Raw genomic sequence first — 25,111 nt, 5'->3', positions numbered from 1 at the left:
ACACACCACTGCCGCTGCCGCCCGATAAATCCGGGGCAAAAAGCGCAAGTAGGCCGCAAATTTCTCTGCCCATTCCACATTCAGGCAATGAACAATCTCGATAAAAGGAAGCTGTAGTCGCGTGGCCACCTGTCTAGCCGCTAAGTTCGACACAGGCTCACCATTAGAAAAAATAATCAGATCGGGCCGAGCCTTCGCAAATATCCGAGTCGCTTCTACCGCATTCGTCGCACTGTAAACAAAATCATGCGGATCTTTTTGCAGCCAGATATGTTCAATGCCTAGCGCTTCTCGCTCATCAACTAAATGATGCTTCGCAAAGCCCTGAACATAGCTGACGCGATAGCCTATGTTCACCAGGTGGCACATCAGTACATGGCTAACCTGTTCTGCACCATACGTTCTTGAGCAGTTTGTGTACAAAAGAATATGAGGTCGTTCATCCGGTGATCTGATGCAGCCGCCTAGTCGCTCAAAGGTCTCTTTAACTTGACTTAGGTCAGCAAAATTCAGGCTGAGATACTCAATTTGCTCAGGTAGCCAAGCTTCTGTTGCCCCCAATCCTACCGCCTGCTTATAGAGGTTGACGGCTTGGTCTATTTGTTCGGTTTCTTCTAGCAAATGGCCCAGCCTTAGATAGCCGGGTACAAAGTTAGGCTGTAGCTGGATAGCCTGTTGATAGCTGGCAATCGCTCGATAAAGTCTGCCTTTAGCCTGCCAAAAAGCAGCCAGCCTATACTGTTTATCAGCCTGCTCGCAAGTGAGGGTATAGCAGCCTTTGCTCATGGAATGCACTGGTAGACTTCACTCGCCTCAAAGCTTTGGCAAAAATAGTCAGGCGAGAGCTTTGATCGCGTGTCACAGCTTTTTAGATACTCATGAGTTGCCTTGATTAAGGCTAAATCTTCTGCCTTCTTAGCCGCTTCTGACAGCGACTGAAAATACATTGGATAGTCTTTTCCCAAATATTCAACCACTGCTGGCAGCGGATTGATCAACAGCGGTGTCGCTCTAGCAATGCATTCAATCAGCGCGTTGTTGGCGCTGGTATCGTATAAAGAAATAAATCCAATATTTTCCGAGAGCAGCCGATCGTAGTCTTGATTAGACACATGTGCTATCTCTCTTGTGTTAGCAACTAAGCTAGGATCGAAAACCAGCCCTTCAGCTTTCTTTTCTCTTTCTCCTAGCATCACCAGTTGCCTTTCCGCATCAAAGGCAAAGGCGGGATTCAGCTTGATTTTTTCGTAGCCCAGCGCATTGCCTTTGGCGATGGGTAGCTGATAGATTGCATTTAGCTTACGCAGCCACCATCCCAACTGCACAACCTTTTTATGGCCATTGGCAACAAACTGATCAAAGTCAAACTGTACTGCCGGAATTTCTGTCGGGTGGATGAGCGCTGATATGGGTTTTTGAAGGCGCGATCGCAGCCAGTCGGCGAAATATTCTGACAGACAAAACAGACCGACACAGTACTCTAAGCTCTCTTGCCAGTGCTCTTTCTCTAACAGCACCTGAGGCGAGTCTTTCCCATAGAACCACGCTGGCATATTAGGCGGATTGTGCAAGAAGCCTACCCAAGGCTGTTTATAAGGTGCCTTAGTCTGACCATACTGATAGCCATTCCATAGAAAACTATTTTCTAAACAGCCGTCAAACAAAACACCCTGGTCGCTGTGTAGTGGCTCTAGCGCCTGTAGTGCAAACCGCCAGCCAGAGCGATGCGTTGCAAACCACTTCTGGTGAACCAGCGAGATCTTGCCCTCGGGGTTGTGCTTTCTTTGCGCCTTATCCTGCTGCTGCTGCAGGAGGTACTCTAAGTAAAAAGGAGCCTGCTTGTGCGTAGGACATATCTGCAGCACTTCTCGCAAGCCTGCAATAGCTCGTTCCGGCTTACCTTTCGCCAGCCATACCCAAGACAGCTTAAATTTGGCATCAGCTAATCTTTCCTGTTCAGAATCAGGGGTTGTCATCATCTTTTTGTTGCGATCTCTCAGTTGCGATCTCTCAATTGCGCTGCATCACGCCCAACTCTACCAGTTGCTCAGAGCTTTTGAGCCGCACAGAGTGCTGCTGACTGTAGAGCGTCAGCATTGGCTGTGCTGCTAAGGCCTTTACGTACTGGTCATATTGAACAGCCTCGCCATAGTGTTCTTTGCGGCGCTGCTCTCGCAACGCATAGCTTATAAAGCTATCAAAATATTTAAAATGAAGCACTGCACCGCGCCCTTTAGCAATTTTATCAGTAGGATAGCTAGTCCAATGCTGCCCCCCTGCTAGTACGCAAGTCTTTGTGTATTTCAGCAGCGGCACCTTGCTGAGGTAATAGTCTCCAGCAGAACCAAACACCCGCTCTCTGACACCGCCAGCATAGATAGTTTGGTTGTGATAGGGGGTCGAATTCTGGCAGGCTCTGTGGTAGGCAGTGCGATCAAAGTAAGGACAGATCGCTTGGAAAGATTGGCCTGCTTGGTATGTGGTTTGTGCGATCGCCCGCTCAGAGTACATATCTAATAAAATCGCCAGGTAAGCCATCTTGTCACGCCGATCTAGCTCCTCGCAAAGCTCAGAGATTGACTTACTCTCACAGTCTGGATAGTAGAACAGCTCATCCGCATCCGCGATCACACACCAGCGATCTAGTCCATACTTTCGCAGCAGTAGTTCAAACCAGACTGAGCCAAAGTTGGCCAGATTAAACGAAAAGTCAGTCTGCCAGACATAGACATCTGATTGAGCCAGCAAAATCTCTAGCGACCCGTCGGTCGAGCCATTATCAACCACCAAGAATTTAGTCACGCCCTGACTGCGATAATAGTCCAAGAAATAGGGCAGCCGCACAGATTCATCACGAACAACACTGCAACACAAAACGTCCGTCGTTGCGACCTCTACTGGCCAGTCCTCACCACAAGCTAGCGCATCGCGTTTCAAGCCATAGGATGACAGGTCACGAGACTTCAAGCCACAAGATCTCAAACCACAAGATCTCAAACCATAATGGGCAAATGCCGACTCCAACCCTGACATCTCCTCCATCAGGTCGATATGCTGCTTATGCGCTTCAGCATTGCCAGGTTGAATAGCCAGTACCTGTCTATAGCCAGCTAGCGCCCTTTCTAACTTTCCTTTTTGCCACCAAAGCTTAGCCAGCTTCAGCGCTGTTGCTCCATCAAGAGCTTGATGCATACCCAACAGCCCACCTCCGACTAGATACTGCCATAAACCCCTATAATGCTAGCCACGCTATACAGTGCCAACCACACAATTAATAACTACACAATTATAGAGAGGTGGTGTCATCCGGTGTCTTCTTATCCACTGTCGCTATCAGCGCTAATCCCCAATTTTCGCCCCGAAGCGGCACTGCTGCTCGCCTGTATTCGACCAGATCAAAACGAAGAGACACGAGCTGAAATTCAGCATTTAGCATCAGGGGCATCAAGCCCAATCGATTGGTACTATCTACTTCATACCGCTGAAAAGCATCGCGTTATTCCTTCTCTCTATCGAAATCTAAGCAGCGCCCAAATTGCCACAATACCAACCGAGATATATCAAGACTTTCGACGACGGTTTTTCAAAAACGCGCAGCGAAATCTTCGCCTCACCCAAGAGCTATTGCATCTGTTGGACTTCTTTGAAGCTCAGACCATTTCAGCTATTCCCTATAAAGGCATGATACTTGCCGCCTCTGCTTACGGTAAGATTTCTCTGCGCCAGGTATGGGACATAGACTTCTTAGTTCACGAAAAAGACGTTGTTAAAAGTCGCACGGCGCTCATAGCTGATGGTTTTCGAGTCACGGAGAGCTTTGATCGAGAACAAAGTTTTTTTCATGATGAGCGTGAAGTAGAAGTTGATTTGCACTGGGGCGTAACGCCTTTTTACTTTCCTGTTAATCTCTCTTTTGATCGGCTGTGGAACAATCGGCAGAAGATCTCTCTCAACGCAACCTCTATCAAAAGTTTCTCTAACGAAGATCTGCTACTTATTCTTTGTATTCAAATTGCCAAAGACTGCTGGGAGCGTAGGCAGCATATTGAGAATCTAGCAAAGGTCTGTGATATTGCCTCACTGATCTATACCGCCAAGGATTTAAATTGGGACAAAGTGCTTTCTCAAGCCAACGAATTAAACATTCATCGAATTGTCTTGTTTGGACTTTGTTTAGCGCATAGCCTACTAGAGGCAGACCTACCGGAGCAGATAATCTTCCAGATTCAAGACACGCCTACACTCACAGCACTTTCAAAGCAGGTTTGTCGCCATCTTTTCGGAGAATATGACGAAGATTTTTCTGATCCTCGCACTCGCTACTCAGACATTCGTGCTAGAACCCGACAGCTCATCTTTTACTTCAGACTAAGAGAACGACGGGCCGAGCGATTTCAACATGTCTACCAAATCATCAAAACTATTCCTGAAATTCTCTCATCCTAAGTGAATACACTTCAAAATCTAGGCCCTATGAATAGAAGCTTCAAAAGTTTCTCGTATATTCACTATATAGATTGTAAATTCATAAATGATTTTACTGAATAACCCTCTTTTAAGACTGATATTAATACTAATTTCTAAGTGAATGTACTTAGATTTTTCCTGTGTTTTTAATCTCGCATTGTTTAATAGCCTAAACCCCCTTAAGTCTTTTAAGATTAGGGGCCTTATTGTATTTTTTTAGCTAAAAGCGGGGAGATCACGGGCTGATCTTCTATGTATTTGGTTCAATATAGCTGTAGCGAATACCACATGCATGCCATACATCCTAAATAAAACGAACACTTCAAATACAAACACCATGAACACAACCAAACTACTCGCTTTAACGGCAGGTATTACCCTCGCCACCGCCAATGCAATGGCCGGCTCTGCCAAGGCCGCAACTTACACGCTTGATTTTAGGACTAGCGCAGATGGCAGCAGCATTCTCTATAACAGTGATGGCACTTTACTGACCACTCAGTGGGATAGCTGGGGTCTTGAAGACATCACTGGTATCAACAACTACAAGGAAAGAAACAACATAGACGGCGGTCAGGCAAAACTCAACATATACAATACAGACGTATATGGTGGAAACAACAGTGTAGATAGAGACATTGATCTAACGACAGGCGTATTTAACGGAAAAAGCGTAATAGACCGCCACGGAAACACCAAAACAGTCAAATCAAGAAACGGAACGCTTGACACTGGTGTTCAAAAGCAGGGGGGTGCTTTGATCATCCAAGAAGAATCCAATGGCGGTAGCTTTAGAAACGGCGTCTACACCGCTGATGACGAAGCGAGAGGAGGCGATATTGTCTTCGATTTCAAGGAAGCCGTTGATTTTAGAAGCTTCTCGCTGTTAGACATTGACGACAATGGCGGCGGCATCATGGTTGAAGGGATGAGATCAGACGGTAGCATCCTCAATATCGATATCGACGCGCTGATGGCTCAGCACCATACAGAAAATGGCACCACAGAAGGTTCCGCTACTAGGGGAACCTCTGTCACCAGCGGCGGCGTTACCATGACCCAAGTTGGCTATCTACAGGGTGACAACTCTATGTTTAGATTCGACGTGGACGACGCATATTTGACGGACGTTCGCTTCAGCTATCCGGGTAGTGGAGCTATCTCTGGTCTGGAATGGGGCAAGGTTGAGGTGCCTCAAGAGGTTCCCGAGCCTTCTGCAATCGGTGGTCTATTGATGCTGGGTTTCATCGGCAAGCGATTGAAGCAACAAGGCGATCGATCAACATCTGCTGAGGCATAAGTGTCGAGTTATCTGTTACGCATCGAACCATAGACCGACACCTAAAACTTACAGCGGCTATCACAAGCCCCTCTCAAACCACGTAATTTGAGAGGGGCTTATTTTTTTGGCCGATCTCTGTCTATCTAGAGAGTCAGAGTAGATATTTACTCAGATCTATCGGAAGTTATCGGGATTAAGCGAACGGCTAGGGGCAGATGGCTGAGTGAGGGCGCTACCCGTGCCACCATCTGCAGGCGAGAGAAACGGCTTCAGGTTAATACCACTACTGCTAGCAGACGCTGTTGAGGGCGAACCACCCGCAGGAAAATTGCCGACGATACTTCCGATCTCACCGAGTAAATCGTTGTTATCGGTGCCGGTAAAGGTCGTGACCACGGTCGTTTCGGTGCCTGAGTCAGCGACGGTGAGATTGTCAAAGACGCGATCGCGAGTCACCACTGGATTTTGACCTCTGGGTACCGTAAAGACTATCTTGCACTGTCCAGGAGATTGTTCGGTAGTGGCGCAGACAATGTCGTAGCCGTTTTCCATCCCCACCTGTAATTCAGCGAGTCCTTCGGGTCGATAGGATTCTAGGCGATCGCTAATAGCAAAACAGCGCCTTTCAGCCGTCCAGCCGTCACCCATTCTAGTAGGCGTAGCCCACTTGTAGGCGCGATCAGGTTGGTTTTCAGGCAGATACATGACTGTGTATTCACCGTCTACGACCTGGCACTCAAACCGAGGATCATTGGTTGGGTTAGGCGTTTCCTGTCCTTGGGGTTCGACATCGGGCAAAGGAGGCGGTGGAACCTGGGCATGGCTAGGTAGGGCAGTCGTCGCGATCGCACTCAAAAGCGTACCTGCGATCAAAAGAGACTGGCTTAAATAGCCACGACCTGTGGAGGTGCAAGAATCGAGCATAGCTGAAGTTCTCTATGGGTCAGTTTACAGTTCAGTTTGTATAGCAATCCGCTGATGCATTAGTGGATTGCTATGCACTTAGCGCTATCTGCGATAGGGACTACAGCGTCTAAATAAAGTTCGAGCTAAGTGCGGATTGCTATAGAAGTCAAAGATGTGCCCAGCCTAGCTTAACGGGCTTTCTTTTCAGATCTGAAGTGGACAGTCCACATCAACTTTCATAATTGGTTTTGGCTATTGGTTGGCTCACAGCGCTAAGCTCAAAGACGTTGTGCAAGCTGCAAATTATGGTTCAAACGACGACCCATGGCTCTTGGAAATCGCCAATTACGTCAGATCTGATCGTCTCTAGTTCTATCCGCCTGGGCGCTGCTAGGCTAGATGGCCCAGATATCTATTGGAGCGAGCTACGGCCAACCGAAGGCGGCCAGCAGCGTCTAGTGCGCTACGGCCCAGAAGATCCGTTGGGCAGCGTCACAGACATTACGCCTGCAACGATGAATGTGCGGACGCGAGTCCATGAATATGGCGGCGGCGCGTACGTCATCCATCGGGGAACGGTCTACTTTTCTAACTTTGTAGACCAAAGGCTGTACTGCCAAAAAGCGGGGGAAGAGCCCGTCGCCCTGACACCGCCTGTCACCCCCGCAGCAGGCTTGCGCTTTGCCGATATGGTGGTCGATGCTAGCAGAGAGCGCCTCATTTGCGTGGTAGAAGATCATCGTCAGCCTGGAGAAGCGATCAACGCGATCGCTACGATCCCGCTAGCAGGCGGTCTGCCAAAGATCATTATCAGTGGCAACGACTTCTACGCTGCCCCTCGCCTCAGCCCCGATGGCACCGCGCTGGCCTGGATCACTTGGAACCATCCGCAGATGCCCTGGGATGGGACTGAACTGTGGCTAGCAGATGTCACCGAAGATGGCAGCCTTAGCCGCCCCCACCGTCTAGTCGGCAACGAAAAAGAGTCTGTCTGTCAGCCCAGATGGTCGCCAGCCGGAACGCTGCACTTTATCAGCGATGCTACTGGTTGGTGGAACCTGTACCGATGGGAGGGGGAACGAGGAGAGCCGCTATTTCCAATGGAGGCAGAATTTGCTGGACCGCAGTGGAGCTTTGGCCAAAGCAGCTATGGCTTTGTAGACAATCGCCATATCCTCTGCACCTATCAGTATCAAGGTGAAACCAAATTAGCTGAGCTCAATACCCTAGCCCGCTCAATGGACGAAATTGATGTGGCTTACTCAGGCATTGGCGGCCTACAAGTCGGTCGGGGATACGCCGTTTTTTTGGCGGCTAGTACGGATAAACCTGCTGCGCTGGTACGGCTCAATCTAGAAACCAGACAGGCTATAGAAATTCGGCGATCTAGCAGTTTAGAAATCGATCCAGGCTATCTATCGGAGCCCACTGTTATTTCCTTTCCTACCACAGGTGGATTCAATGCCTATGGCATCTACTATCGCCCACAGAACAAAAACTTTGAAGCGCCAGTAACCGAGCGTCCGCCGCTGCTGGTAAAAACGCACGGTGGCCCGACTGCCGCCGCCTCTAGCGCTCTCAACCCATCTATTCAGTACTGGACTAGCCGTGGGTTTGCAGTGCTAGATGTCAACTACGGCGGCAGCAGTGGCTATGGACGGGCCTATCGCAATCGCCTGCAAAAAAAGTGGGGCATTGTCGATGTTGATGATGCGGTCAACGGCGCACTGTATCTAGTAGAACAGGGAAAAGCAGATCGCGATCGCCTAGCAATAGATGGCGGCAGCGCAGGTGGCTACACGACGCTAGCTGCCCTCACGTTTCGCGATGTGTTTAGAGCGGGCGCTAGCTACTATGGCGTGAGCGACATGACTAGCCTAGCGGCGGAGACACACAAGTTCGAGTCTCGCTACCTAGATAGCTTGGTCGGGCCGTACCCAGAAGAGAAAGCTGTGTATGAAGCGCGATCGCCAATCAACGCAGTCGATCAGCTTTCTTGTCCCATCATTTTCTTCCAGGGCAGCGAGGACAAAATTGTGCCACCAAATCAGGCAGAAACCATGGTCAACGCGCTGAAGCAAAAAGAAATTCCGGTCGCTTATCTGCTGTTTGAAGGGGAACAGCATGGCTTTAGAAAAGCGGAAAATATTAAACGGGCGCTAGATGCAGAGCTTTCTTTCTATGCTCAAATCTTTGGCTTCGAGCTAGCCGATGATATTGACCCCGTAGACATTGCTGGGTTAGATAACTAGGCAAGATCAGTCGCTGACTAAAAAGATCGGAGTAATACGCGAAGATAGCTAAGGAGATAGCTGGTTTGAATCAACAGTCAATGTCTGAACCGATGCCCACTTCTATTTGGCAAACAAAGCCATGGTGGTGTCAGCCGTGGTCTATTGTGCTCACTGGCGTAGCGATCCCCACCGTCTCCTGGTTATGGCTACATCGGCTGTGGATTACGCTGCCAATAACGGGGGCGATCGCGCTCTGGTGGCTATTATTTTTGGTTCTAGTACCCGCTCAATATGCCGCTGCGGCTAGAGAATCGATGGCAGACGGAGCTGTGGAGCTTTAAGCCCACGCAGCAGATTAGAAGAAAGCATCATCTAGGGGAAACGGCTAGGGGGAAACGGCTGGGAGAAACAGCTAAGAAAAAACAGGCAAATCAGCCTTTGTGAGGATTCTTAGAAGGCTCCCAGTCACCTATTCAAAAATCGTACACACTTGATCTTGAAACGTATCAACCCGCTACAGGAGTTCTCTATGGTAACGACGCTTTCTCGACCTGATTCTATCGTCGATCTACTAGGCAAAGAAGCCGATTCTTTACTTCAGCACGAGGCCAAAGTCTCTAAAAATTTACTACACTTGCCCAGCTCTGATTGGGTCGAGCAGATCTTTGCACAAAGCGATCGCAACCCCCAAGTACTCCGCAGCCTGCAGCAGCTCTATTCTACTGGCCGACTGGCCAATACAGGCTATCTTTCCATCCTACCTGTTGACCAAGGACTAGAACACTCAGCCGCCGCTTCTTTTGCCCCCAATCCTATCTATTTCGATGGCGAGAACATTCTCAAGCTAGCTATCGAGGGCGGCTGCAATGCTGTTGCTACCACGCTTGGCGTCCTCGGCTTCAACTCTCGCAAATATGCTCATAAGATCCCCTTCATCGTCAAGCTCAACCACAATGAACTGCTGAGCTATCCCAACAGTAGCGAACAGATTATGTTTGCTTCCGTAGAGCAAGCTTGGAACCTAGGCGCTGTTGCTGTCGGTGCGACTATTTATTTCGGCTCACCTGGCTCTCATCAACAGATTCAAGAAGTCCGCAAAGCTTTCGCCCGTGCTCACGAGCTGGGTATGGCTACCATTCTCTGGTGCTACCTACGCAACGATGTCTTTAAGCAAGACAAAGACTATCACCTAGCGGCTGATCTCACCGGACAAGCCAACCACATCGGTGTCACTATTGAAGCCGATATCATTAAACAAAAGCTGCCGACCGTTAACAACGGCTATGGCGCGGTCAACGAAATTGAAAGCTATGGCAGAACCGACTCCAAAGTCTATACCGAGCTTTCTAGTGACCATCCGATTGACCTAACTCGCTATCAAGTACTCAATTGCTATGCGGGCCGGGCCGGACTGATTAACTCTGGTGGCTCATCTGGTGATAGCGACTTTGCCGACGCCGTTCGCACTGCGGTTATCAACAAAAGAGCAGGCGGCTGTGGGCTGATCTCTGGTCGCAAAACTTTTCAGCGTCCGATGGAAGAAGGGGTCAAGCTGTTTCACCTGATTCAAGATGTCTATCTCTCTTCTGATATTACAGTTGCTTAGAGAGAGCCTTGAGGCAATCTTTGGCTATGAAAGTCTGTTCCGGCTCATTCCAAGACGCCGACTTTCAGATTGTCAAAGGTTGCCTCAGATATTTTCAAGATGCGTCGGTATCGGGAGCTGAGTTAGGTTGGATTTGATTGTGATCGCCTACTACAATCGTTCCTTCTACATTCTCGCCCACACTAATCGACCGACTTTGATCGTCTCCTTCTATAGCCTTGCTACTTGCCGTTGCTTGCACGTTTACAGTAATTGGCTGCCGCGCCAATAACCTAAGAATCTCCATCAGGTTAGTATTCTCCTGTTGCTTCTGTTTAATAATTTCATCTCTTTGGACTAGGTTTTGGTTCTTAACTTTCGTTAACATCTTATGCTGCTGGCCCACAACTAGATTCTGCAAATAGTCTTGATTCAATGTCCGATGAATAGCCTCCTTATCAGCATCTAGGCTAGTACTCAGGTGGACAACCATCGATTTACTACTTTTCTCTTCGATGGCCTGAACCTTTAGATCTGCGTCTGCGTACTTTGCCTGAGTGGTACGAAGCGTTTGAAGAAAAGCTTTCCAGTCGATTCCGTCGCGGAAGATAAAATCAATAGTGTTCAACACTTCTTCAAACATTTGACTAAACTCTTCTGAATCAAATTTGCCGCTGCTTGGTCGGCGTTCCCTTTGATCGCGCAATAAATAGATATACTCGCAGTCAACTCTCTCCAAGCGAGTGGTACTGTCTATATTCCAAGACTCTATACAAGCGCCAGTAAGATGCGCTTGACAGAAATTAGTACCTAGAGCTTGTACTTTTCTAAGATCTGCTGCTTCTAGATGCGTATTTTCTAAAATTGCTCCACTCAGATCAGTTTCCGTAAGCACAATTCTATCCAGTTCTGCACCAGCTAGATTCACATTTTTAAGGTTAAGCCCCGTATATGACTTCCCGTGTTCAGGTTCGAGCCTGGAAAGAAGATTAGAGATTATGCGATTGTCTAAGATTGTCTTATAAACTCGTGATAGATGTAGCTGATAGCTTTTTCCAAAGTAGGTTCGGGTAAGCTTTGCGTCTCGAAAATGAGCAAAAGCCATCAGCGCGAATGAGAAGTCAGCATCCGTAAGATTAGCTCTGTTAAATTTAGTTCCCCCTATGGAAGAAATCCATACAGACGCCTTCTGAATCATAGCCTTGTCAGGTGAGTTAGGTGAGAGCGTTCGTTGCCTAGTAAGTGAAACAACGAATATAAAGGTAAGTATGGCGATGCCTATTATCCCCGCCACAGATCGTGCCGCTAAACTTACATCTACCATACTTATCTGAATGAGTAAGATACAGAAGAAAGCAGTTAGAACAGTAGAAATTAGAGAAACTGCTGTACAGATGGAAAATAAAGCGGTTGCCGTTCCAATAATAAGAATAACAACTGCTACATACGCAAATAGTCGGGACGTTAACTCATTTCCAAAAAAGAGAATTATCGAGACAAATAACCCGACTAAGACAAAAGATACAATCAGTGTCTTCTCTGTCGCTGTGCTATAGCTACAGCGAAGGATAATTCCGGCAATAACAGCTATACAGAGTAAAGCTAGAAGTCTATTATGGCCGGGGCTAAAAGCTGCGAGCAAACCGGAATCAACAGTATCGATAAATAGTGACAGGCCTACCAGTAAATAGAGTGAGGCCACTCCTATCACTGTGAGAAGAGACACAAAAAGAAGCGCTGGCAGTGCCTGCAGTGGGGCTACTCCCATCCTAGCTTGACTGAACTTGGTTCCAACCAAGGTGGCATCAGTTAGGTTCGTACTTTTTAGATTAGCACCAGTTAAGTTTGCTCTCGATAAATTGATGCCTGATAGGTTCATTCCTTGAAGCGACTCTCCACTCAAGTCTACTTCCTGAAATTCTCGTTTGCATTCTTGTTGGTAGCGCCTCAGCAGTTCTTTTGCCTTCATTGTCCGTACTCATATCCACAAGTCTTTAGGAACTATATCAGTAGCCCAAAGTCCGTGCTATCGTACCTTGATGATTCAGGACTTCGAAAATCAAGGTACTGAAGATATCTTTAATGGCCAGCAAACAAAGGCGGCCAGAAAAAACTCTCTAGAATCGCTTTGGCGCATAGCGGTACGGAAGCTAGATCAGCTAGACTCTATTACCACTCTAGACGAGCTGCGTATTCCGCTTGGTAACCGTCTAGAGAGGCTAAAAGGCGATCGTAAAGGGCAGCACAGTATTCGTATAAACAGTCAATACCGTCTGTGCTTTGTCTGGGACGAAAATGGTCCTAAGAATGTTGAGATTGTCGATTATCACTAACCGTTGGAGCGTTCAACTATGGTTCGAATTCCTACCCACCGAGTTCCAACTCATCCTGGAGAAATGCTGCTTGAAGAGTTTCTAATTCCTATGGAAATTACTCAGAGCACTCTTGCCGAAGCAATTCAGGTACCTGATCAACGTATCAACGAAGTCGTCAACGGGCATCGAGATATGACACCTAGTACGGCGCTACGTTTAGCCAAGTACTTCACAATGTCTGCTGACTTCTGGATGAATCTTCAATTGCGCTGGGATCTCTATCATGCTCAAAAAGCAGAGGCCGAAAACCTTAGCTCTATCCAGCCGCGTCAGTTGGGAGAAATTCATTAGCGCTCCAGAGTGCGATCACTAGCCGTCATCAGACAGATAGCGCCCTTCTAAACTGAAACAGGTAGGGGCTGAACAATTCCCATCAGCACTGAGAGCAGCCTTTCTAGGTCTGTGGGGACGCCGTAGATATCGGTATCTCTCAAGATCTTTTGCTGATCGCGCAGAAGCTGTCCAAATTTCCAGGTGTCACCTGTGGTAACGATGCCATAGAGAGTCGAAACGTCTGCTGAAACCAGCCTGTCAAGTGCAATCAGTTCTACACCAAGCTGAGTGAAGCCCCGACTAATATCAGCGTTTTTGGCTTCGACCACTAAAAGATTGCGCGGACTAGGGAAATAGTCAAATAGGCGAGATCAGCGTCTCTCGTCTGGCAATCTCAGTTGTAAGATTTGTGAGTGTCATAGCAAACTCTAACTGCTGAGACAACGCTGCTGCGAATGATATCGGTTCTTCAAACTTAGGGAGTGATAGTTTTGCATTCTCAAATGCGAACCCTAGTTCCGCAAATATTTCTTCTGAGTCGTAGTTGAGATCGAAGTACTTGCTAAAGGTGTAAGTGGCTTGCGGATCGAGAATATTAGCTAGCTTCACTAGCATTGTTCAAACGAACCTATAGTGCTATCTACACAGTACATTGGATTCTTAAAAGTCGTCTTCTAAGAAAGGCACTACTTGATTGCGGCTTTTAGCTGAGTGCAAAAATTGCCAACTGTGGCTAGTGCTGCTTCTGGTGTATCCGTTGCTAACCGCTTGACGATCGCACTCCCTACGATCACTCCATCCGCGCCCCAGTCCTTTATCTGTTTAGCTTGCGCGGGTTCTGAAACGCCAAAGCCTACTCCCACAGGCTTATTAGTAGCGCTGTGCAAACTAGCAATTAGCCCTTCGACCCGAGTCGCTACTTCTTGCCGGATACCGGTGACCCCTGTAACGCTGACTAGGTAGACAAAGCCTTGTGAACGGTTAGCGATCGCATTGATCCGTTCATCCGTAGAAGTCGGTGCTACCAGCAAAATCACCGCGATGCCGATAGCTGTCGCTGCCTCTAGTAAAAAATCCATCTCTTCTAGGGGCAGATCGGGTACTAGCAGGCCGCGAGCCCCAGCCGCATAGATATCTTTTAAGAACTTCTCAATGCCCCGATTCAAAATCGGATTGTAGTACGTGAACAACACTAGCGGAGCCGATAGCTTTGGGGTTACTTCTGCAACTAACTCGATAACGGATTCTAAAGTCACTCCCCGGTTCAATGCCCGAGTCGCCGCTGCCTGAATCGTCGGCCCGTCCGCTAGCGGATCGGAATAGGGAATGCCTAGCTCGATAATATCTGCGCCGTTTTGGTCGAGTACCTGCAAGGCTTTGGCGGTAGTCGCTAGATCTGGATCGCCTGCTGTAATGAAGGGAATAAGCGCACACTCATGGCGATCGCGCAGTTCCTCAAACTTTTCTTTAATAGACACCATCAGATCACTTATTTCCTACTTGTCCCCTGCTTGCGCTTCTTCTAACCGCTCTTTTTCGACCTCTGCTTGAAGCGCTGCTAGCTCATCTGGGCTCATCTCTTCTAGTCGCTTTTGTAGCACCGCCTCTTCGTAATCTTCTAGCTGTTGGTAGTAGGTCATCTTCTTACTAGCCGCGCGCACCACGTAGGTTGCCGTCCAACCTAACAGCCCAGCTACGAAAACCACCTGGCTCCAAATTCCAGCCGACAAACCGTCTAGCCCAGCCCAGGCAAATACCAGATATAGCAGGCCACCTGCCGCGAAGACGCCGATGCCAATACCGATAACGTCAATTCTTCTCATCAGGTCTTTCTAGTCAGGTGTTTTTAGTCAAGTTTTTCTAGTTGATTGTTTGCGATCGCCCTACACTTCGCGCCGATACGGACGAAAGTTTAGAAACGGACTGACTAGCAAGCAGCCTGGGAAAAATACCAACATCAGTCCGTAGAAAATCAATCGTTCAATCGAACCTGCTACAGTCCAACGCTGCTTTAAATACAGCATCAGTGCCACAGGCACCACCACTAAATACAGCCCGCCTAAAGCCACATACAAACCCAAAGCCACTAACGCCGAAGATTCAAGACCAAAAAGTGTCATCGGTAAAGCCGTTGTCCTAATAAAACCAGTTAATTCCACTATATAGTAGACTCCCGACATAGTAGACGCTTGATCGCGATTCTCGCGCATCCTTAATGAGAAATGTGCTTGGGTTGCCTAAGACCTAACGACCTTGCTCGCCTTTCTTTCTAGAACAATTCTAAAACCAGTTGCCAATCCGCCCGCTTGGTGGTGCAATAGACATCTGTGAGCGCGATCAGGTGATAGCAAACATCGATCGAGTGTTAACTCACAAACCTCAAGAGGGGGCGTGGCGGAATGGTAGACGCTGCGGATTTAAAATCCGTTGATTGTAAAAATCGTGAGGGTTCAAGTCCCTCCGCCCCCATGTTGCTCTTTTTAAAGCGTATGGATGTACTTGGCGCTGGCTGTATCCAAAATGATTGTCTAGGCAGTCACCGGGCAGTCTAAAGGTGGTATCAATCACCTTTTATATTACGGCAGGCGGGCTGCGATGAGTGTGTGGAAAGAAGACAAACCGGACAAATCTACGGCATTTAATGCAGCACAACAGGCACTCTACGACGACCTATTAGAATCTGCTAGAAACCGCCCGCCCGTTGAATCGCTCGCCGACTTTGAAGCTCTGTTCTTTGGCCACAGCAGCTTGTTTGAATCAGAGGTTTCGCCTTTCCTCTACCATATTCTTTTTGCAAATGATGAGTCGGAGTTCCGCAATACCCTCAAGCGGGCTTGCTATATCTTGATTAACAACTGGGAGCGCCGCTCTCAAGGTGATATGGTTCAGGCGCTACTGGCACTGTTCCATCAGCCTTCGCTTCATAAGCCAACGCTTTCACCAAGTATGAAACGACTGCGGCACTGGTTACTAAACTTTGCGGACAGCCAGGACTTTGAGGAGCTGAAGATATTTGCCATTCAGCGAATTAACCTTGCAAACGCTGGTAATTGGAGTAATCGCTATGTCGTTTACAGGCTAGTCACTCAAGCTATAGATGACCGCAACTCTTTTGAGCAAAAAGATGCGGCCAAGAAAATGGCTAGCAAGCTAAAAAATAAATTCAAGCATGATTTGGCACTCTACACAGCGTTTTCTCATGGCTCGTCACAGTCAGGCAGCAAGTATCCCAACCCGACAGTACTAGGCGATGAAGTCCTCCGGTTGGTTAAGTCAGTTTTGTTGCGGCGCGATCAATTTAGCTATCGCAATGTAGCGCGGATCTTTCAGCAGCAGCTTATAGATACCTCTTATCAAGATTACAAAGAGAGTCTGGTTGATTACTTATGCTTTTCAATCGCACAGCCTGAATTTGTGGCGGCCATAGAAACTACTTTGCCGCAGCAGTTAGCCCAGCTCTATCCAGATAAAAACGAAGTCGATGTCAATTCTTCACTAGCGCTACGGACTTGCAATCGACTGATTGATTGGATAACAACCGAAGACAACCGTCGGCCAACGCCGCTGTTTGAGAAGCTGCTGGCTCAAGGCAATCCGCTGAATATAGCTGTACTGATACTAAAGATCGTGCTAATTTCTCCTAACTCGCAGCTTTATCTAGAGGCGCGGTTGGCTAGTCTAGTTAACTACTACGAACCTTATTTAGAGACTGAATGCACTGGGGTCATCCAGTTTCTAGAAATTTGCAACGTCATGTTTGCTATTTACAGCGACAGCGTGGAGTATAGCCTGGTACGAGTCAATCCTAGACAAGAACAAAAGACTACGCCAGCTCGAAATCAACTGGGCCAAAGCGAACTAGACCTCAACCAGCAAACTCATCATCAAAGTCGCTACGAGCCGGAGAGCCTAGAAGACTTTCGGATTTTTTCTCGCAGCTTGAGGGCAGCTCAGAAGAAAGCAAGCCGCACGTTTCAACAGCACAGAACTGAGCGAACTAGCAACGAGTCGGCATAGAAGATGAAGCTATAGGATGATTAGCTACCATCAAGACTAGCTTTGTGGACAGTGCCATATTGAGCGACCGCCGCACTCATGACGGCCTGATGCACAGCTTTCCAAGCGAGATTGTGCGATCGCGCCCCTGCTGCCACATCCTCATACTCTGGCTGCACGTTCACAATCTTGCCATTTATCCAACCTAGTTTTACCCTCATCTCTCCGTACATAGTGGAGACGCAGACCACTTCTCTGACCAAGGCTGTTCGCTCCTGACGGGTTTGGCGAATTCCTAGGGTCGTTGTTTCTTTAAACAAAACAGTCTCACAATCAACCACCTGCGAGACCGGACATATCACCGTTAGCAGCGTGCCTAGCCGATTCTTTTTCATCGCGACACCTTGAGTAAACACATCTACAGCGCCCGCTAGAAATAGCCGCTCGAAAACAAATCCAATTGCCTGCGGCGAACAGTCATCTATCTGAGTTTGCAGCTCTACAATAAGCTCAGTCTCTATAATCTCGGTGGCTGTGTGTTCGGTGGCTGCGAAGTCTGGCATGGCCGAAAAGAGCGGGTTCAGTCTTTTTTTTTAGCGTCGTCCTCATATGCATACGACTGGTGAACGTGCGACCGGTGAACATGTAGCGGCTGGCTAAATCTATCAGAGCTAGATTCATCAACGGTGCCAATCCAAAGGCGAAGGATGTTGGGAATAGGTAAATCTCGCCCACCCGCGCCCAGGCCGACCTTTTGCAGCGTGAAGCTAGGAGGGGGGCCGAATGATTCTGAGAGGGTCGTTGCGATCGCACAACCCGTAGGCGTAACCAGTTCCTTTTCAATGCCGTTGCTATACACAGGCACACTAGCCATCATCATCATCTCAAGTACCGCTGGTGCGGGTACTGGCAGAAGGCCATGCTCGCAGCGCACCCTCCCTCCCCCCGTCGGTAGCGGTGAACAGATCAATCGATCAATACCTAGCCAATCTAGGCCCAAACAAGTTCCCACCACATCTATCACCGCATCCGTTGCGCCCACTTCATGAAAGTGAACCTGTTCTGGCGCGATACCATGTACACTCGCTTCTGCTGCCGCTAGCTTGCTAAAAACAGCCAAACTCCACTGAGTTACTCGCTCAGGTAGACCAGCCTGCTGAATAAGCTCATTTATTTCAGGCAGTTTGCGTCCGCTGTGATGGTGATGTTCTGTAGAGAGATTAGCCTTCGTCAGCTCAATATGGATCTTGGTAGCGGTTTGCTGATTGCGTAAAACTGACTCAAATCGCAACTCAAACTCATCATCTATACCTAGCATGGCAAACTGTTCTTTCAGATAGTCCGTAGGTACACCCGCATGGACTAGTGCGCCCAGACACATATCACCAGCGATTCCAGTCGGACAGTCTAGGTAGGCTAACGTTTTCATAAGCAATGGCAGGTAAGTATCTTTACTTACTCAAATCAGGGTAGAGATATTAGGGAACTATCTGTCGAGATCTTAATAGGTCTATCAAACTCTCATTATTTCGATGTCGTTAATCCACAATCCTTGGTTCTAATTTTTTAGCTATGGCTACCCTGTACGAAGTCCACCCAGTCACGCCCGATCTTAGAACAATTAACGCACTGCGAGATGATCTTCGTCAGGGAGCAATCATGCTCTATCCCACAGATACGGTCTATGCTATCGGCTGCGATTTGGGCTCAAAATCAGCTATTAAAAAAGTACGCCAGCTCAAACAGCTCTCCAACGACAAACCGCTGACGTTTCTGTGTGCTTCTCTATCCAACGTAGCCAGCTATGCCCATGTCACTGACCCTGCTTACAAAATTATGAAGCGGCTGGTTCCAGGTCCTTATACCTTTCTTTTACCAGCCACTAAAGCAGTACCCAAGCTGGTGATCAATCCAAAAAGGCGGACAACGGGCATCCGAGTACCTAACAGTCCCCTATGCCTATCGCTGATAGAAGCGCTAGATAATCCGGTTATCTCGACCTCTGCTATTTCTGTTGTAAGTGATTCTGCGGAGGCTGATCTTGAGTCTCTATCAAAGGTTGAGCTGTTTGACCGGATGGAGAAATTAGTTGACGTAGTAGTAGATAGCGAGGCCGAACTCAGACATCAAGTATCGACCATCGTAGATGTAACAGATGGCTTTCCTCAGATAACTCGTCAGGGACAAGGTTGGCAAAAGGCCATCGAATGGGGAGCAGAACTAGCAGACTAAAGCCAATTCTAAAATCAGTTGTCAATCTAGAGCGCTATCTATCATGACCACTTGAGACCGATGGGGCAATTGGCATAGCAAGCTACTCTTTAAAAGTTGGACGCTTAGGTTCGGGCTCTAGGGCATTTAACTCATACTAAGTGCTTGTTCCATAAGGGTTTGTGGGTTTACCTACGATGACATTGCGGTAGATCGCTTTCTGCTGTGCCAATTGCCTTGTGACAGTTAATCGCATTACTGACACACTAATTCCTAGGAACTAGATACCGATTCCCTAGATTGAAAGAGTTCAAACAGTCTTCTGCTTTTGTGCATCAAACCAGAGAATACCGAGTTCATCTACTATGCTTCACCCTATTACCGACGGTCATCAGCATCAAGTTACTTTTTATACTACTGGCACTTCTACCGTCCATCCGGAAGCCTTATCTAAAAACCTTAGTTCGCTAGAGTCACCTGTTCCACCACCAGCTTCAGGCGCTGATCCATCTACTGCTGCCGCCGAAGCTTCAGAGGCCAGCTTTTCAAAAGCTACAAAAGCTACGTCGTCAGTGCCTGATTCGGGTCTTGAAACCGACTCTGAAGTTAATCCTATTAGTGCTAGCAAACCAGTGCTAGCAAACGGCGACGAGCAGACGCTTTGCCCAGTTAATCAAAAGCTGATCGATTTCCTAATAGCTGAAATCAACCGTAAAATCACTACCAGCCAAAAGGTTGTTAGCGCAGTAGCTACGCGCCTAGCTATCGAAGTGACACGCATCTGCCGTAAAAGCTCTCGTATCCAGGCGTCGGGCGAAGTTGCTACCTGGCAAAGACAGCTCGCTCAAAATCGAGTTAAGAAGTACCTAGACTATTACTTACTGGGCTCTCGTCAGGGCAGAATCGAGCTACATAGTCGGCTGAGTGCGATCGCCTACCGCTACATTGCGCCTACCCGCACTCAGCTTGGATTTCAGGGCCGCTGCACGCTCTTAGAAGATTTTCTTCAAGGCTTCTATATCGAAGTACTCAAAGCCTTCCGCCGAGAAAACCATTTGGGCGATCGCTATTCACCCCGCACTCGCCTAGAACTAGCCGAATACATGGCTTTTGGTGAGCACTATGCCAAGCGGCGCATCTCGTTGCCTGGGTGCTACAACCAGCAGCTATTGGTCTTACGGGCTCAGGCTTTTGCACGGCGGCTACCGACAGAGACTTCTGTAGATATCGAGCGGGCAGTTGATTCGCCCAAAGGTGATGAGGACGGATTTTTGCGATCGCCAGTCATTCAGCAGATTCGAGCAAAAATGGTCTCTGATGTCACCGATCCATCTGCGGCTGTACTGCGCGATCGCATTCTCAAAGAACTAGTTCAGTACTTTGAGGAACAGGATCAGCGCGCTTGCATCGACTATCTCGCCCTGCGCTTGCAGGATATGGCTCCTAGCGAAATCGATGAAGTTTTAGGACTCACCGCTCGTCAGCGCGACTATCTACAGCAGCGCTTTAAATACCATGTCGAAAGGTTCGCTCAATCTCATCGCTGGCAGCTAGTTCACCAGTGGCTCAGCGCCGATCTAGACAAGAACTTTGGCCTGTCTCCAGCCGAATGGCGTACGTTCGTCGAACAGCTAAGTGACGAGCAGTCTCTATTGCTAGCACTTAAACAGCAGCAGCTACGAGAGGGTGAGCATAGCCTTTCTGAACAGGCGATTGCCCAAGCACTATCCTGGACGCCTAAGCAGGTAGCTCGCCGCTGGACTAACCTTGTCAGCCTCGCTTGGAAAATTCGCAATCAGCGCTCTAAATCCGGCAAAGAATGAAAGCAACCTCAAAGGAGCCTCTCTAACGATATCAAGGGAGGCCCGTTGTTTTGCTATTGACGCGATCGCTAGTCATACAATCGCCTTGAAGTGTACTTGGAGTGTACTTATAGCTTGAGTGTACTCATAACTGGGGTTGGGCCTCTTCTGTTATACCTCTTCTCCCGTTTCAGGAGGCTCAAACTTATAGCCAACGCCACGCACCGTCTGGATCAGCGTGGGTTGAGTTGTGTCTATCTCAATTTTCTTTCTAATCTGACCAATATGCACATCGACTACCCGCTGGTCACCTACATACTCGTAGTCCCAAACCTTTTGGATTAGCTCCGCCCGACGCCATACTCGGCCCGGATGCCCAGCGAGAAAATGTAGCAGATCAAACTCTAAGGCAGTTAGCGGTACTAAATCGTTCGCCAAAGTCACTTCACGGCGAATTGGATCAATCGAGAGCTTGTTAAAGGTTAGACACTGTTGCTCAGCAATCGTCACAGGGCGCTGTCGCTTCAAGATAGCGCCCAGTCTAACTTCTAATTCGCCTAGGCTGAAGGGCTTGGTGATGTAGTCGTCAGCGCCTGTATTAAATCCGCGAATCTTATCCGCCTCATCAGTACGACTCGTCAACATCAGCACAAATACACCCGTCCGCGACTGCATCTCCTTGCAGAGGTCATAGCCGTTAGCATCAGGTAAGTTGACATCTAGAATCACCAAGTCAGGGTTAAACTGCTCAAAAATCGCGAGCGCGGTTTTCCCATCCTCAGCCGACTCCATTTGGTAATCTTGCTTGGCTAAAAAGCGATGAATCAGGTTACGGATGGCGGGTTCATCATCAACCACAAGGATTTTGGCAGCGGCCATAGTTTAGAATCCTGGTACTAAAGCAAATAAAAAGCAAATAAAAAGGCAAAACGGAATCTAGCAATAACCAGGTTCACTCAACTTTAAAGTTTAAATCACCGAGTGCCTGTTATTAAAAGAATCAGTAAGCTTACGTACCTCTTCTGTTCGGAGGATGTGAAACTTCAGATTTCTTAAAACAGGCATCCACACCTTAGCAAGAAAATCATCGTTTGCTGATTTGGTTTGCGCGAATTTACGTCGGCAACCTATCTAGTTTTTTGTCTACTCTAATTGCTTGTGTACCCAGCCTAAGCAACTTCTTCAAGCACGCTTAACAACTTTTATAGAAATGATGGGCCAATCCAAACGTCAGCCGCTATTCATTTCGGTCTATCCACCGCTACACTGTTAACTATGTATAGACTTTAGTAATAAGTATATTTCCTTGGCATATTTCCCGGTATCAAGGAGTCTTCTCGGCAGGTTATTAGTACTAGATTCAGAAGATTGGAGCTCTGTTAGATGATCTACTGTTAGATTTTCGCCACTATACTTTCTATAGATTACTGGTTACAGATTACTAGTCACAGATTACTAGGCCGATTCGGAGGTTGGGCATGAGCGAACAAAACGTTCACTACGAAACGTTAGGACTGACGGAAGCATCCTCATTTGAGGAGGTGCAGTCTGCTCGCGCACAGTTAGTAACAGCGTGTAAGGACGATCCGAAGAAACAACAGGAGATAGAAACCGCCTACGATGCGATTTTGATGGAGCAGCTAAGACTGCGTAAGGAAGGCAAGATCAAAGTACCTGACAGGATTCGGTATGGAGAGAAGCAAACTCGTTCTAAACCGTTACTGCCTGCGTTTGGAGGAAATAGCGAAAGTTCAGGTCCACAGTGGTTTTCAGATTTGCTAGACCAGCCTGAAAGCAGTAGTGAGCTGCTATGGCCATCAGTCATCTTTGCTAGTCTTGTCGGCTTAGCATGGTTTTTACAGTCGGACGAAGCGGTAGGTGCGTCTGTGGCGCTAGCGCTAGGTCTGATGGCGTCAGTTTACTTTCTAAATCAGAAGACCCGGAAGCTGTGGCGTTCGGTAGGTTTGTCTACTGTGGGTCTGATTGTCGGGCTGTGTTTGGGGCTATTAGTCGCACAAATTCTGAGAGGGCAGGGAACAGTGCTACCCCCTAGTCAGGTATCCTCTCTGTCTACGAGTATTACGTTAGCGGTGCTGTGGTTCTTTACAGGCTTTCTTAGATAGATTTAGGGATAATCAAATCGGCTAACTACGAGGTCTGTCAAAAGCTAAATTGGTGAATGCAAAGAGGATCAGCCTTTTATCAGGGATGGCCCTCTTTGCATTCTGTGTTTGTATGCTTGTTCCACTAAGGGACACAAGCTATAACAGCAGGCCAGTTGACTAGCTTGTATTGTAGGCATTCTTCTAGAGCATGCATCTGGCAAAGCTATATATCCTGCTGTAGCTGCGATCGCTCAATCGCCTCAAACAGTGCCTGAAAATTTCCTTCGCCAAATCCTTTGACAGCCTTAAGCTGGCCGCCTTCTACATAGCTACGGCGCTCAATAATCTCGAAGAAAAAGGTGGGCTCGGGGAAAATAGGTTGAGTGAATGTCTGTAGCAGCAGACCTTGCTCTCCGCCTTGAGGCCAGTCGATTAGGATCTGCTGGCGGCTGATTGCAGACAAGTCCTTGATCGGGCAATCGCGGCGCTGATGAAGGCTGTCGTAATAAGTGGAAGGCACATCGAGAAACTCAACTCCCTGCGATCTGAAGTGGGCGATCGCATCTACCGCATTTTTACTCCGCAAAGCCACATGCTGCACGCCTGCCCCACAGTTATGCTGCAAAAATTCCTGAATCTGAGAGTTGGAGGAACTAGGCTCGTTGATGGGTAGCTGTACAGACCCATCAGGATGAACTAGCACCTGGCTATGCAGACCCGAACGAGCGGTCTGGATATCAAACTGCTGTGCTAGAACCATACCCAATACGTTTTGATACCAGGTAGCAGCCATATGCAGTTCGCCCTGAGGCACGTTGATCACGACGTGATCGATATCGAAGAGCTGGGGCTTGCTGGTTGATCCTGATGTCAGCTCCGAGACCAAAGGTGGCACTGAATTCGGTAGCTGTGAGCGTTCTTTCGCCTCGATCCACTGACTAGACACTTCAACTAGCGTGTGCCGTAGATGTGCCCAACCGCTGATTTGGCACTGACGCTGCCCTGTCGCATTCAAAGCCACAGGCTCTAACAACATCGCTCCCTCAGCCAGCGCCTGGCTCAGCACAGCATCGAATTTATCAGTAGCGAGGGCGATATCCACCAGTCCTGGCGGATGCTGCCTCAAGTAGAGTTCCGCTGGACAGGGAAATTCGTCAGCCTGCTCAAGGTCGCTAGTGCGAGCAGGTGCAGAAAGCCGAACCTCAATATTGCCTTGTCTTAATACTTGATAGGGATGCACGAAGCTATGCCGAATACCCTTTTGACAGGCTAAGGGTGAGTTTTCCGAAGATAAGTCAAATGACAGTTTTTGACTAAACCATTCCTTCCAAGCGTCAGCGTCTTGTACATAGAAGTGTAGGTGGTGAAAGTACATAGCCTATTGATCTCGTTGATCTCGTCCTAACCTATCGCAGGCGTTTGATCTGCGTTGCGTTGAATTACATCCCCTGGCATAATAACCGCGAAAATTGATAAAGGGATGTTTCAATGGGTTACTTTAAGCGCCTGAATGCTTTCGGCGGCTATATCTTAGGTAGCATCGGCGTTGGACTGTTACTATCAGCTGTGGCGGGTCGGGTTCAGGCTGAACCAATGCACGTTAGCTGGTACGGTCCAGGGTTTGATGGCAACTACACAGCCAATGGCGAAATCTTCGACCGATACGGCTATACGGCTGCCCACCCGAGCTGGCCATTCGGTACGCTTGTAGAGCTAACCAACTACAATACAGGTGCAGTCGTTATCGTCAGGATCAATGATCGTTCTGGCGGGGTGCTAGATCTATCAGAACAGGCCGCCCGCGACCTCGGCACCTATCAGGCTGGAACCGCCTCTGTTGATGTTGAAATTGTCCGTTGGGGCGAAGAGTAGAGC

Annotated in this window: 26 protein-coding genes and 1 tRNA gene; 13 read left to right on the top strand and 14 right to left on the bottom strand. The window is 48.2% G+C overall.

The genetic code is table 11. From position 1 onward, the window contains the following. The 3 genes from IQ256_RS12370 to IQ256_RS12360 form a co-directional block, all read right to left on the bottom strand. The coding region (locus IQ256_RS12370; RefSeq protein WP_193855852.1) for a tetratricopeptide repeat protein at positions 1-786 on the bottom strand (786 nt) is incomplete at its 3' end. Next, the gene (locus IQ256_RS12365; RefSeq protein WP_193855851.1) at positions 783-1,976 is read right to left on the bottom strand and encodes a tetratricopeptide repeat protein; all 1,194 of its coding nucleotides are present in this window, start codon (positions 1,974-1,976) and stop codon (positions 783-785) included. The genes IQ256_RS12365 and IQ256_RS12370, both read right to left, overlap by 4 nt. Positions 1,977-2,010: 34 nt before the next feature. Next, positions 2,011-3,192 (bottom strand): glycosyltransferase family 2 protein, encoded by a 1,182-nt coding sequence (locus IQ256_RS12360; RefSeq protein WP_193855850.1) that lies wholly within the window; start codon positions 3,190-3,192, stop codon positions 2,011-2,013. A gap of 117 nt (positions 3,193-3,309) precedes the next feature. Here IQ256_RS12360 and IQ256_RS12355 point away from each other — a divergent pair, with 117 nt between their 5' ends. Together IQ256_RS12355 and IQ256_RS12350 are read left to right on the top strand one after the other, a co-directional pair. Beyond that, on the top strand, positions 3,310-4,446 hold the full coding sequence (locus tag IQ256_RS12355) for a nucleotidyltransferase family protein (protein WP_193855849.1): 1,137 nt from the start codon (positions 3,310-3,312) through the stop codon (positions 4,444-4,446). Positions 4,447-4,804: 358 nt separating this feature from the next. Continuing rightward, positions 4,805-5,767, top strand: coding sequence for a hypothetical protein (locus IQ256_RS12350; RefSeq protein ID WP_193855848.1), 963 nt, complete (start codon positions 4,805-4,807; stop codon positions 5,765-5,767). Positions 5,768-5,923: 156 nt separating this feature from the next. On the opposite strand, the gene IQ256_RS12345 is transcribed toward IQ256_RS12350, so the two are convergent. Further along, positions 5,924-6,673, bottom strand: coding sequence for a COP23 domain-containing protein (locus IQ256_RS12345; RefSeq protein WP_228024822.1), 750 nt, complete (start codon positions 6,671-6,673; stop codon positions 5,924-5,926). Between the two features lie 287 nt (positions 6,674-6,960). On the opposite strand from IQ256_RS12345, the gene IQ256_RS12340 reads away from it, so the two are divergent. From IQ256_RS12340 to IQ256_RS12330, 3 genes are all read left to right on the top strand, one after another. Beyond that, positions 6,961-8,907 (top strand): S9 family peptidase, encoded by a 1,947-nt coding sequence (locus tag IQ256_RS12340; RefSeq protein WP_193855847.1) that lies wholly within the window; start codon positions 6,961-6,963, stop codon positions 8,905-8,907. A gap of 92 nt (positions 8,908-8,999) precedes the next feature. Beyond that, on the top strand, positions 9,000-9,230 hold the full coding sequence (locus IQ256_RS12335; protein WP_228024821.1) for a DUF6737 family protein: 231 nt from the start codon (positions 9,000-9,002) through the stop codon (positions 9,228-9,230). 188 nt (positions 9,231-9,418) lie between these two features. Beyond that, positions 9,419-10,495 (top strand): class I fructose-bisphosphate aldolase, encoded by a 1,077-nt coding sequence (locus IQ256_RS12330; protein WP_193855846.1) that lies wholly within the window; start codon positions 9,419-9,421, stop codon positions 10,493-10,495. Positions 10,496-10,589: 94 nt separating this feature from the next. Here IQ256_RS12330 and IQ256_RS12325 read toward each other — a convergent pair whose 3' ends face one another. Further along, complete coding sequence (locus tag IQ256_RS12325; RefSeq protein WP_193855845.1) at positions 10,590-12,443, bottom strand: pentapeptide repeat-containing protein; 1,854 nt, start codon at positions 12,441-12,443, stop codon at positions 10,590-10,592. Positions 12,444-12,513: 70 nt separating this feature from the next. Between IQ256_RS12325 and IQ256_RS12320 the strand changes: the two genes are divergently transcribed. Next, entirely contained in the window at positions 12,514-12,807 is a 294-nt protein-coding gene (locus IQ256_RS12320; protein ID WP_193855844.1) for a type II toxin-antitoxin system RelE/ParE family toxin, read from the top strand. A gap of 18 nt (positions 12,808-12,825) precedes the next feature. After that, complete coding sequence (locus IQ256_RS12315; protein ID WP_193855843.1) at positions 12,826-13,140, top strand: HigA family addiction module antitoxin; 315 nt, start codon at positions 12,826-12,828, stop codon at positions 13,138-13,140. Between the two features lie 47 nt (positions 13,141-13,187). On the opposite strand, the gene IQ256_RS29625 is transcribed toward IQ256_RS12315, so the two are convergent. The 5 genes from IQ256_RS29625 to ndhL form a co-directional block, all read right to left on the bottom strand. Next, positions 13,188-13,451 (bottom strand): hypothetical protein, encoded by a 264-nt coding sequence (locus tag IQ256_RS29625; protein WP_228024820.1) that lies wholly within the window; start codon positions 13,449-13,451, stop codon positions 13,188-13,190. Between the two features lie 28 nt (positions 13,452-13,479). Then, positions 13,480-13,737 carry a hypothetical protein gene (locus IQ256_RS29620; protein WP_228024819.1) on the bottom strand — a complete coding sequence of 86 codons (258 nt, stop codon included), beginning with the start codon at positions 13,735-13,737 and terminating at the stop codon, positions 13,480-13,482. 71 nt (positions 13,738-13,808) lie between these two features. Beyond that, on the bottom strand, positions 13,809-14,603 hold the full coding sequence (gene trpA, locus IQ256_RS12305) for a tryptophan synthase subunit alpha (RefSeq protein ID WP_193855842.1): 795 nt from the start codon (positions 14,601-14,603) through the stop codon (positions 13,809-13,811). A gap of 15 nt (positions 14,604-14,618) precedes the next feature. Further along, positions 14,619-14,945: a DUF3007 family protein gene (locus IQ256_RS12300; protein ID WP_193855841.1), complete on the bottom strand. Its 327-nt coding sequence runs from the start codon at positions 14,943-14,945 to the stop codon at positions 14,619-14,621. Between the two features lie 60 nt (positions 14,946-15,005). Continuing rightward, entirely contained in the window at positions 15,006-15,242 is a 237-nt protein-coding gene (gene ndhL / locus IQ256_RS12295) for an NAD(P)H-quinone oxidoreductase subunit L (protein WP_193855840.1), read from the bottom strand. A gap of 265 nt (positions 15,243-15,507) precedes the next feature. On the opposite strand from ndhL, the gene IQ256_RS12290 reads away from it, so the two are divergent. Together IQ256_RS12290 and IQ256_RS12285 are read left to right on the top strand one after the other, a co-directional pair. Further along, positions 15,508-15,591, top strand: a tRNA-Leu gene (locus tag IQ256_RS12290). 126 nt (positions 15,592-15,717) lie between these two features. Continuing rightward, the gene (locus IQ256_RS12285; RefSeq protein WP_193855839.1) at positions 15,718-17,139 is read left to right on the top strand and encodes a hypothetical protein; all 1,422 of its coding nucleotides are present in this window, start codon (positions 15,718-15,720) and stop codon (positions 17,137-17,139) included. Between the two features lie 20 nt (positions 17,140-17,159). On the opposite strand, the gene larC (IQ256_RS12280) is transcribed toward IQ256_RS12285, so the two are convergent. Then, the gene (gene larC / locus IQ256_RS12280; protein ID WP_193855838.1) at positions 17,160-17,681 is read right to left on the bottom strand and encodes a nickel insertion protein; all 522 of its coding nucleotides are present in this window, start codon (positions 17,679-17,681) and stop codon (positions 17,160-17,162) included. A gap of 17 nt (positions 17,682-17,698) precedes the next feature. Further along, the gene (gene larC / locus IQ256_RS12275; RefSeq protein ID WP_193855837.1) at positions 17,699-18,547 is read right to left on the bottom strand and encodes a nickel pincer cofactor biosynthesis protein LarC; all 849 of its coding nucleotides are present in this window, start codon (positions 18,545-18,547) and stop codon (positions 17,699-17,701) included. Positions 18,548-18,690: 143 nt separating this feature from the next. On the opposite strand from larC (IQ256_RS12275), the gene IQ256_RS12270 reads away from it, so the two are divergent. Further along, positions 18,691-19,350, top strand: a complete 660-nt coding sequence (locus tag IQ256_RS12270; RefSeq protein WP_193855836.1) for an L-threonylcarbamoyladenylate synthase — start codon at positions 18,691-18,693, stop codon at positions 19,348-19,350. Positions 19,351-19,694: 344 nt separating this feature from the next. Beyond that, on the top strand, positions 19,695-21,152 hold the full coding sequence (locus IQ256_RS12265; RefSeq protein ID WP_228024818.1) for a hypothetical protein: 1,458 nt from the start codon (positions 19,695-19,697) through the stop codon (positions 21,150-21,152). 150 nt (positions 21,153-21,302) lie between these two features. On the opposite strand, the gene IQ256_RS12260 is transcribed toward IQ256_RS12265, so the two are convergent. Beyond that, a complete protein-coding gene (locus IQ256_RS12260; protein ID WP_193855835.1) occupies positions 21,303-22,010 on the bottom strand; it encodes a response regulator transcription factor in 708 nt (235 codons plus the stop codon). Positions 22,011-22,609: 599 nt separating this feature from the next. Here IQ256_RS12260 and IQ256_RS12255 point away from each other — a divergent pair. After that, positions 22,610-23,254: a CPP1-like family protein gene (locus IQ256_RS12255; protein ID WP_193855834.1), complete on the top strand. Its 645-nt coding sequence runs from the start codon at positions 22,610-22,612 to the stop codon at positions 23,252-23,254. Positions 23,255-23,459: 205 nt separating this feature from the next. On the opposite strand, the gene hppD is transcribed toward IQ256_RS12255, so the two are convergent. Beyond that, complete coding sequence (gene hppD / locus IQ256_RS12250) at positions 23,460-24,611, bottom strand: 4-hydroxyphenylpyruvate dioxygenase (RefSeq protein ID WP_193855833.1); 1,152 nt, start codon at positions 24,609-24,611, stop codon at positions 23,460-23,462. A gap of 113 nt (positions 24,612-24,724) precedes the next feature. Here hppD and IQ256_RS12245 point away from each other — a divergent pair, with 113 nt between their 5' ends. Next, a complete protein-coding gene (locus tag IQ256_RS12245; RefSeq protein ID WP_193855832.1) occupies positions 24,725-25,108 on the top strand; it encodes a septal ring lytic transglycosylase RlpA family protein in 384 nt (127 codons plus the stop codon). Positions 25,109-25,111: the final 3 nt, after the last annotated feature.

Origin of the sequence: cf. Phormidesmis sp. LEGE 11477 (assembly GCF_015207105.1) — a bacterium.
In the GTDB taxonomy this organism is placed as follows: domain Bacteria; phylum Cyanobacteriota; class Cyanobacteriia; order Phormidesmidales; family Phormidesmidaceae; genus Phormidesmis.
Note: the sequence above shows the minus strand (reverse complement) of the source record. Positions and strands in the feature narration are given on the sequence as shown.

Bases quoted from the DNA above. Each gene is read 5' to 3' on its own strand.
- IQ256_RS12365 (WP_193855851.1), bottom strand. From the start codon at position 1,976: ATGACAACCCCTGATTCTGAACAGGAAAGATTAGCTGATGCCAAATTT.
- IQ256_RS12360 (WP_193855850.1), bottom strand. From the start codon at position 3,192: ATGCATCAAGCTCTTGATGGAGCAACAGCGCTGAAGCTGGCTAAGCTT.
- IQ256_RS12350 (WP_193855848.1), top strand. From the start codon at position 4,805: ATGAACACAACCAAACTACTCGCTTTAACGGCAGGTATTACCCTCGCC.
- IQ256_RS12345 (WP_228024822.1), bottom strand. From the start codon at position 6,673: ATGCTCGATTCTTGCACCTCCACAGGTCGTGGCTATTTAAGCCAGTCT.
- IQ256_RS12340 (WP_193855847.1), top strand. From the start codon at position 6,961: ATGGTTCAAACGACGACCCATGGCTCTTGGAAATCGCCAATTACGTCA.
- IQ256_RS12335 (WP_228024821.1), top strand. From the start codon at position 9,000: ATGCCCACTTCTATTTGGCAAACAAAGCCATGGTGGTGTCAGCCGTGG.
- IQ256_RS12330 (WP_193855846.1), top strand. From the start codon at position 9,419: ATGGTAACGACGCTTTCTCGACCTGATTCTATCGTCGATCTACTAGGC.
- IQ256_RS12325 (WP_193855845.1), bottom strand. From the start codon at position 12,443: ATGAAGGCAAAAGAACTGCTGAGGCGCTACCAACAAGAATGCAAACGA.
- IQ256_RS12320 (WP_193855844.1), top strand. From the start codon at position 12,514: ATGATTCAGGACTTCGAAAATCAAGGTACTGAAGATATCTTTAATGGC.
- IQ256_RS12315 (WP_193855843.1), top strand. From the start codon at position 12,826: ATGGTTCGAATTCCTACCCACCGAGTTCCAACTCATCCTGGAGAAATG.
- IQ256_RS29620 (WP_228024819.1), bottom strand. From the start codon at position 13,737: ATGCTAGTGAAGCTAGCTAATATTCTCGATCCGCAAGCCACTTACACC.
- trpA (WP_193855842.1), bottom strand. From the start codon at position 14,603: ATGGTGTCTATTAAAGAAAAGTTTGAGGAACTGCGCGATCGCCATGAG.
- IQ256_RS12300 (WP_193855841.1), bottom strand. From the start codon at position 14,945: ATGAGAAGAATTGACGTTATCGGTATTGGCATCGGCGTCTTCGCGGCA.
- ndhL (WP_193855840.1), bottom strand. From the start codon at position 15,242: ATGACACTTTTTGGTCTTGAATCTTCGGCGTTAGTGGCTTTGGGTTTG.
- IQ256_RS12285 (WP_193855839.1), top strand. From the start codon at position 15,718: ATGAGTGTGTGGAAAGAAGACAAACCGGACAAATCTACGGCATTTAAT.
- larC (WP_193855838.1), bottom strand. From the start codon at position 17,681: ATGCCAGACTTCGCAGCCACCGAACACACAGCCACCGAGATTATAGAG.
- larC (WP_193855837.1), bottom strand. From the start codon at position 18,547: ATGAAAACGTTAGCCTACCTAGACTGTCCGACTGGAATCGCTGGTGAT.
- IQ256_RS12270 (WP_193855836.1), top strand. From the start codon at position 18,691: ATGGCTACCCTGTACGAAGTCCACCCAGTCACGCCCGATCTTAGAACA.
- IQ256_RS12265 (WP_228024818.1), top strand. From the start codon at position 19,695: ATGCTTCACCCTATTACCGACGGTCATCAGCATCAAGTTACTTTTTAT.
- IQ256_RS12260 (WP_193855835.1), bottom strand. From the start codon at position 22,010: ATGGCCGCTGCCAAAATCCTTGTGGTTGATGATGAACCCGCCATCCGT.
- IQ256_RS12255 (WP_193855834.1), top strand. From the start codon at position 22,610: ATGAGCGAACAAAACGTTCACTACGAAACGTTAGGACTGACGGAAGCA.
- hppD (WP_193855833.1), bottom strand. From the start codon at position 24,611: ATGTACTTTCACCACCTACACTTCTATGTACAAGACGCTGACGCTTGG.
- IQ256_RS12245 (WP_193855832.1), top strand. From the start codon at position 24,725: ATGGGTTACTTTAAGCGCCTGAATGCTTTCGGCGGCTATATCTTAGGT.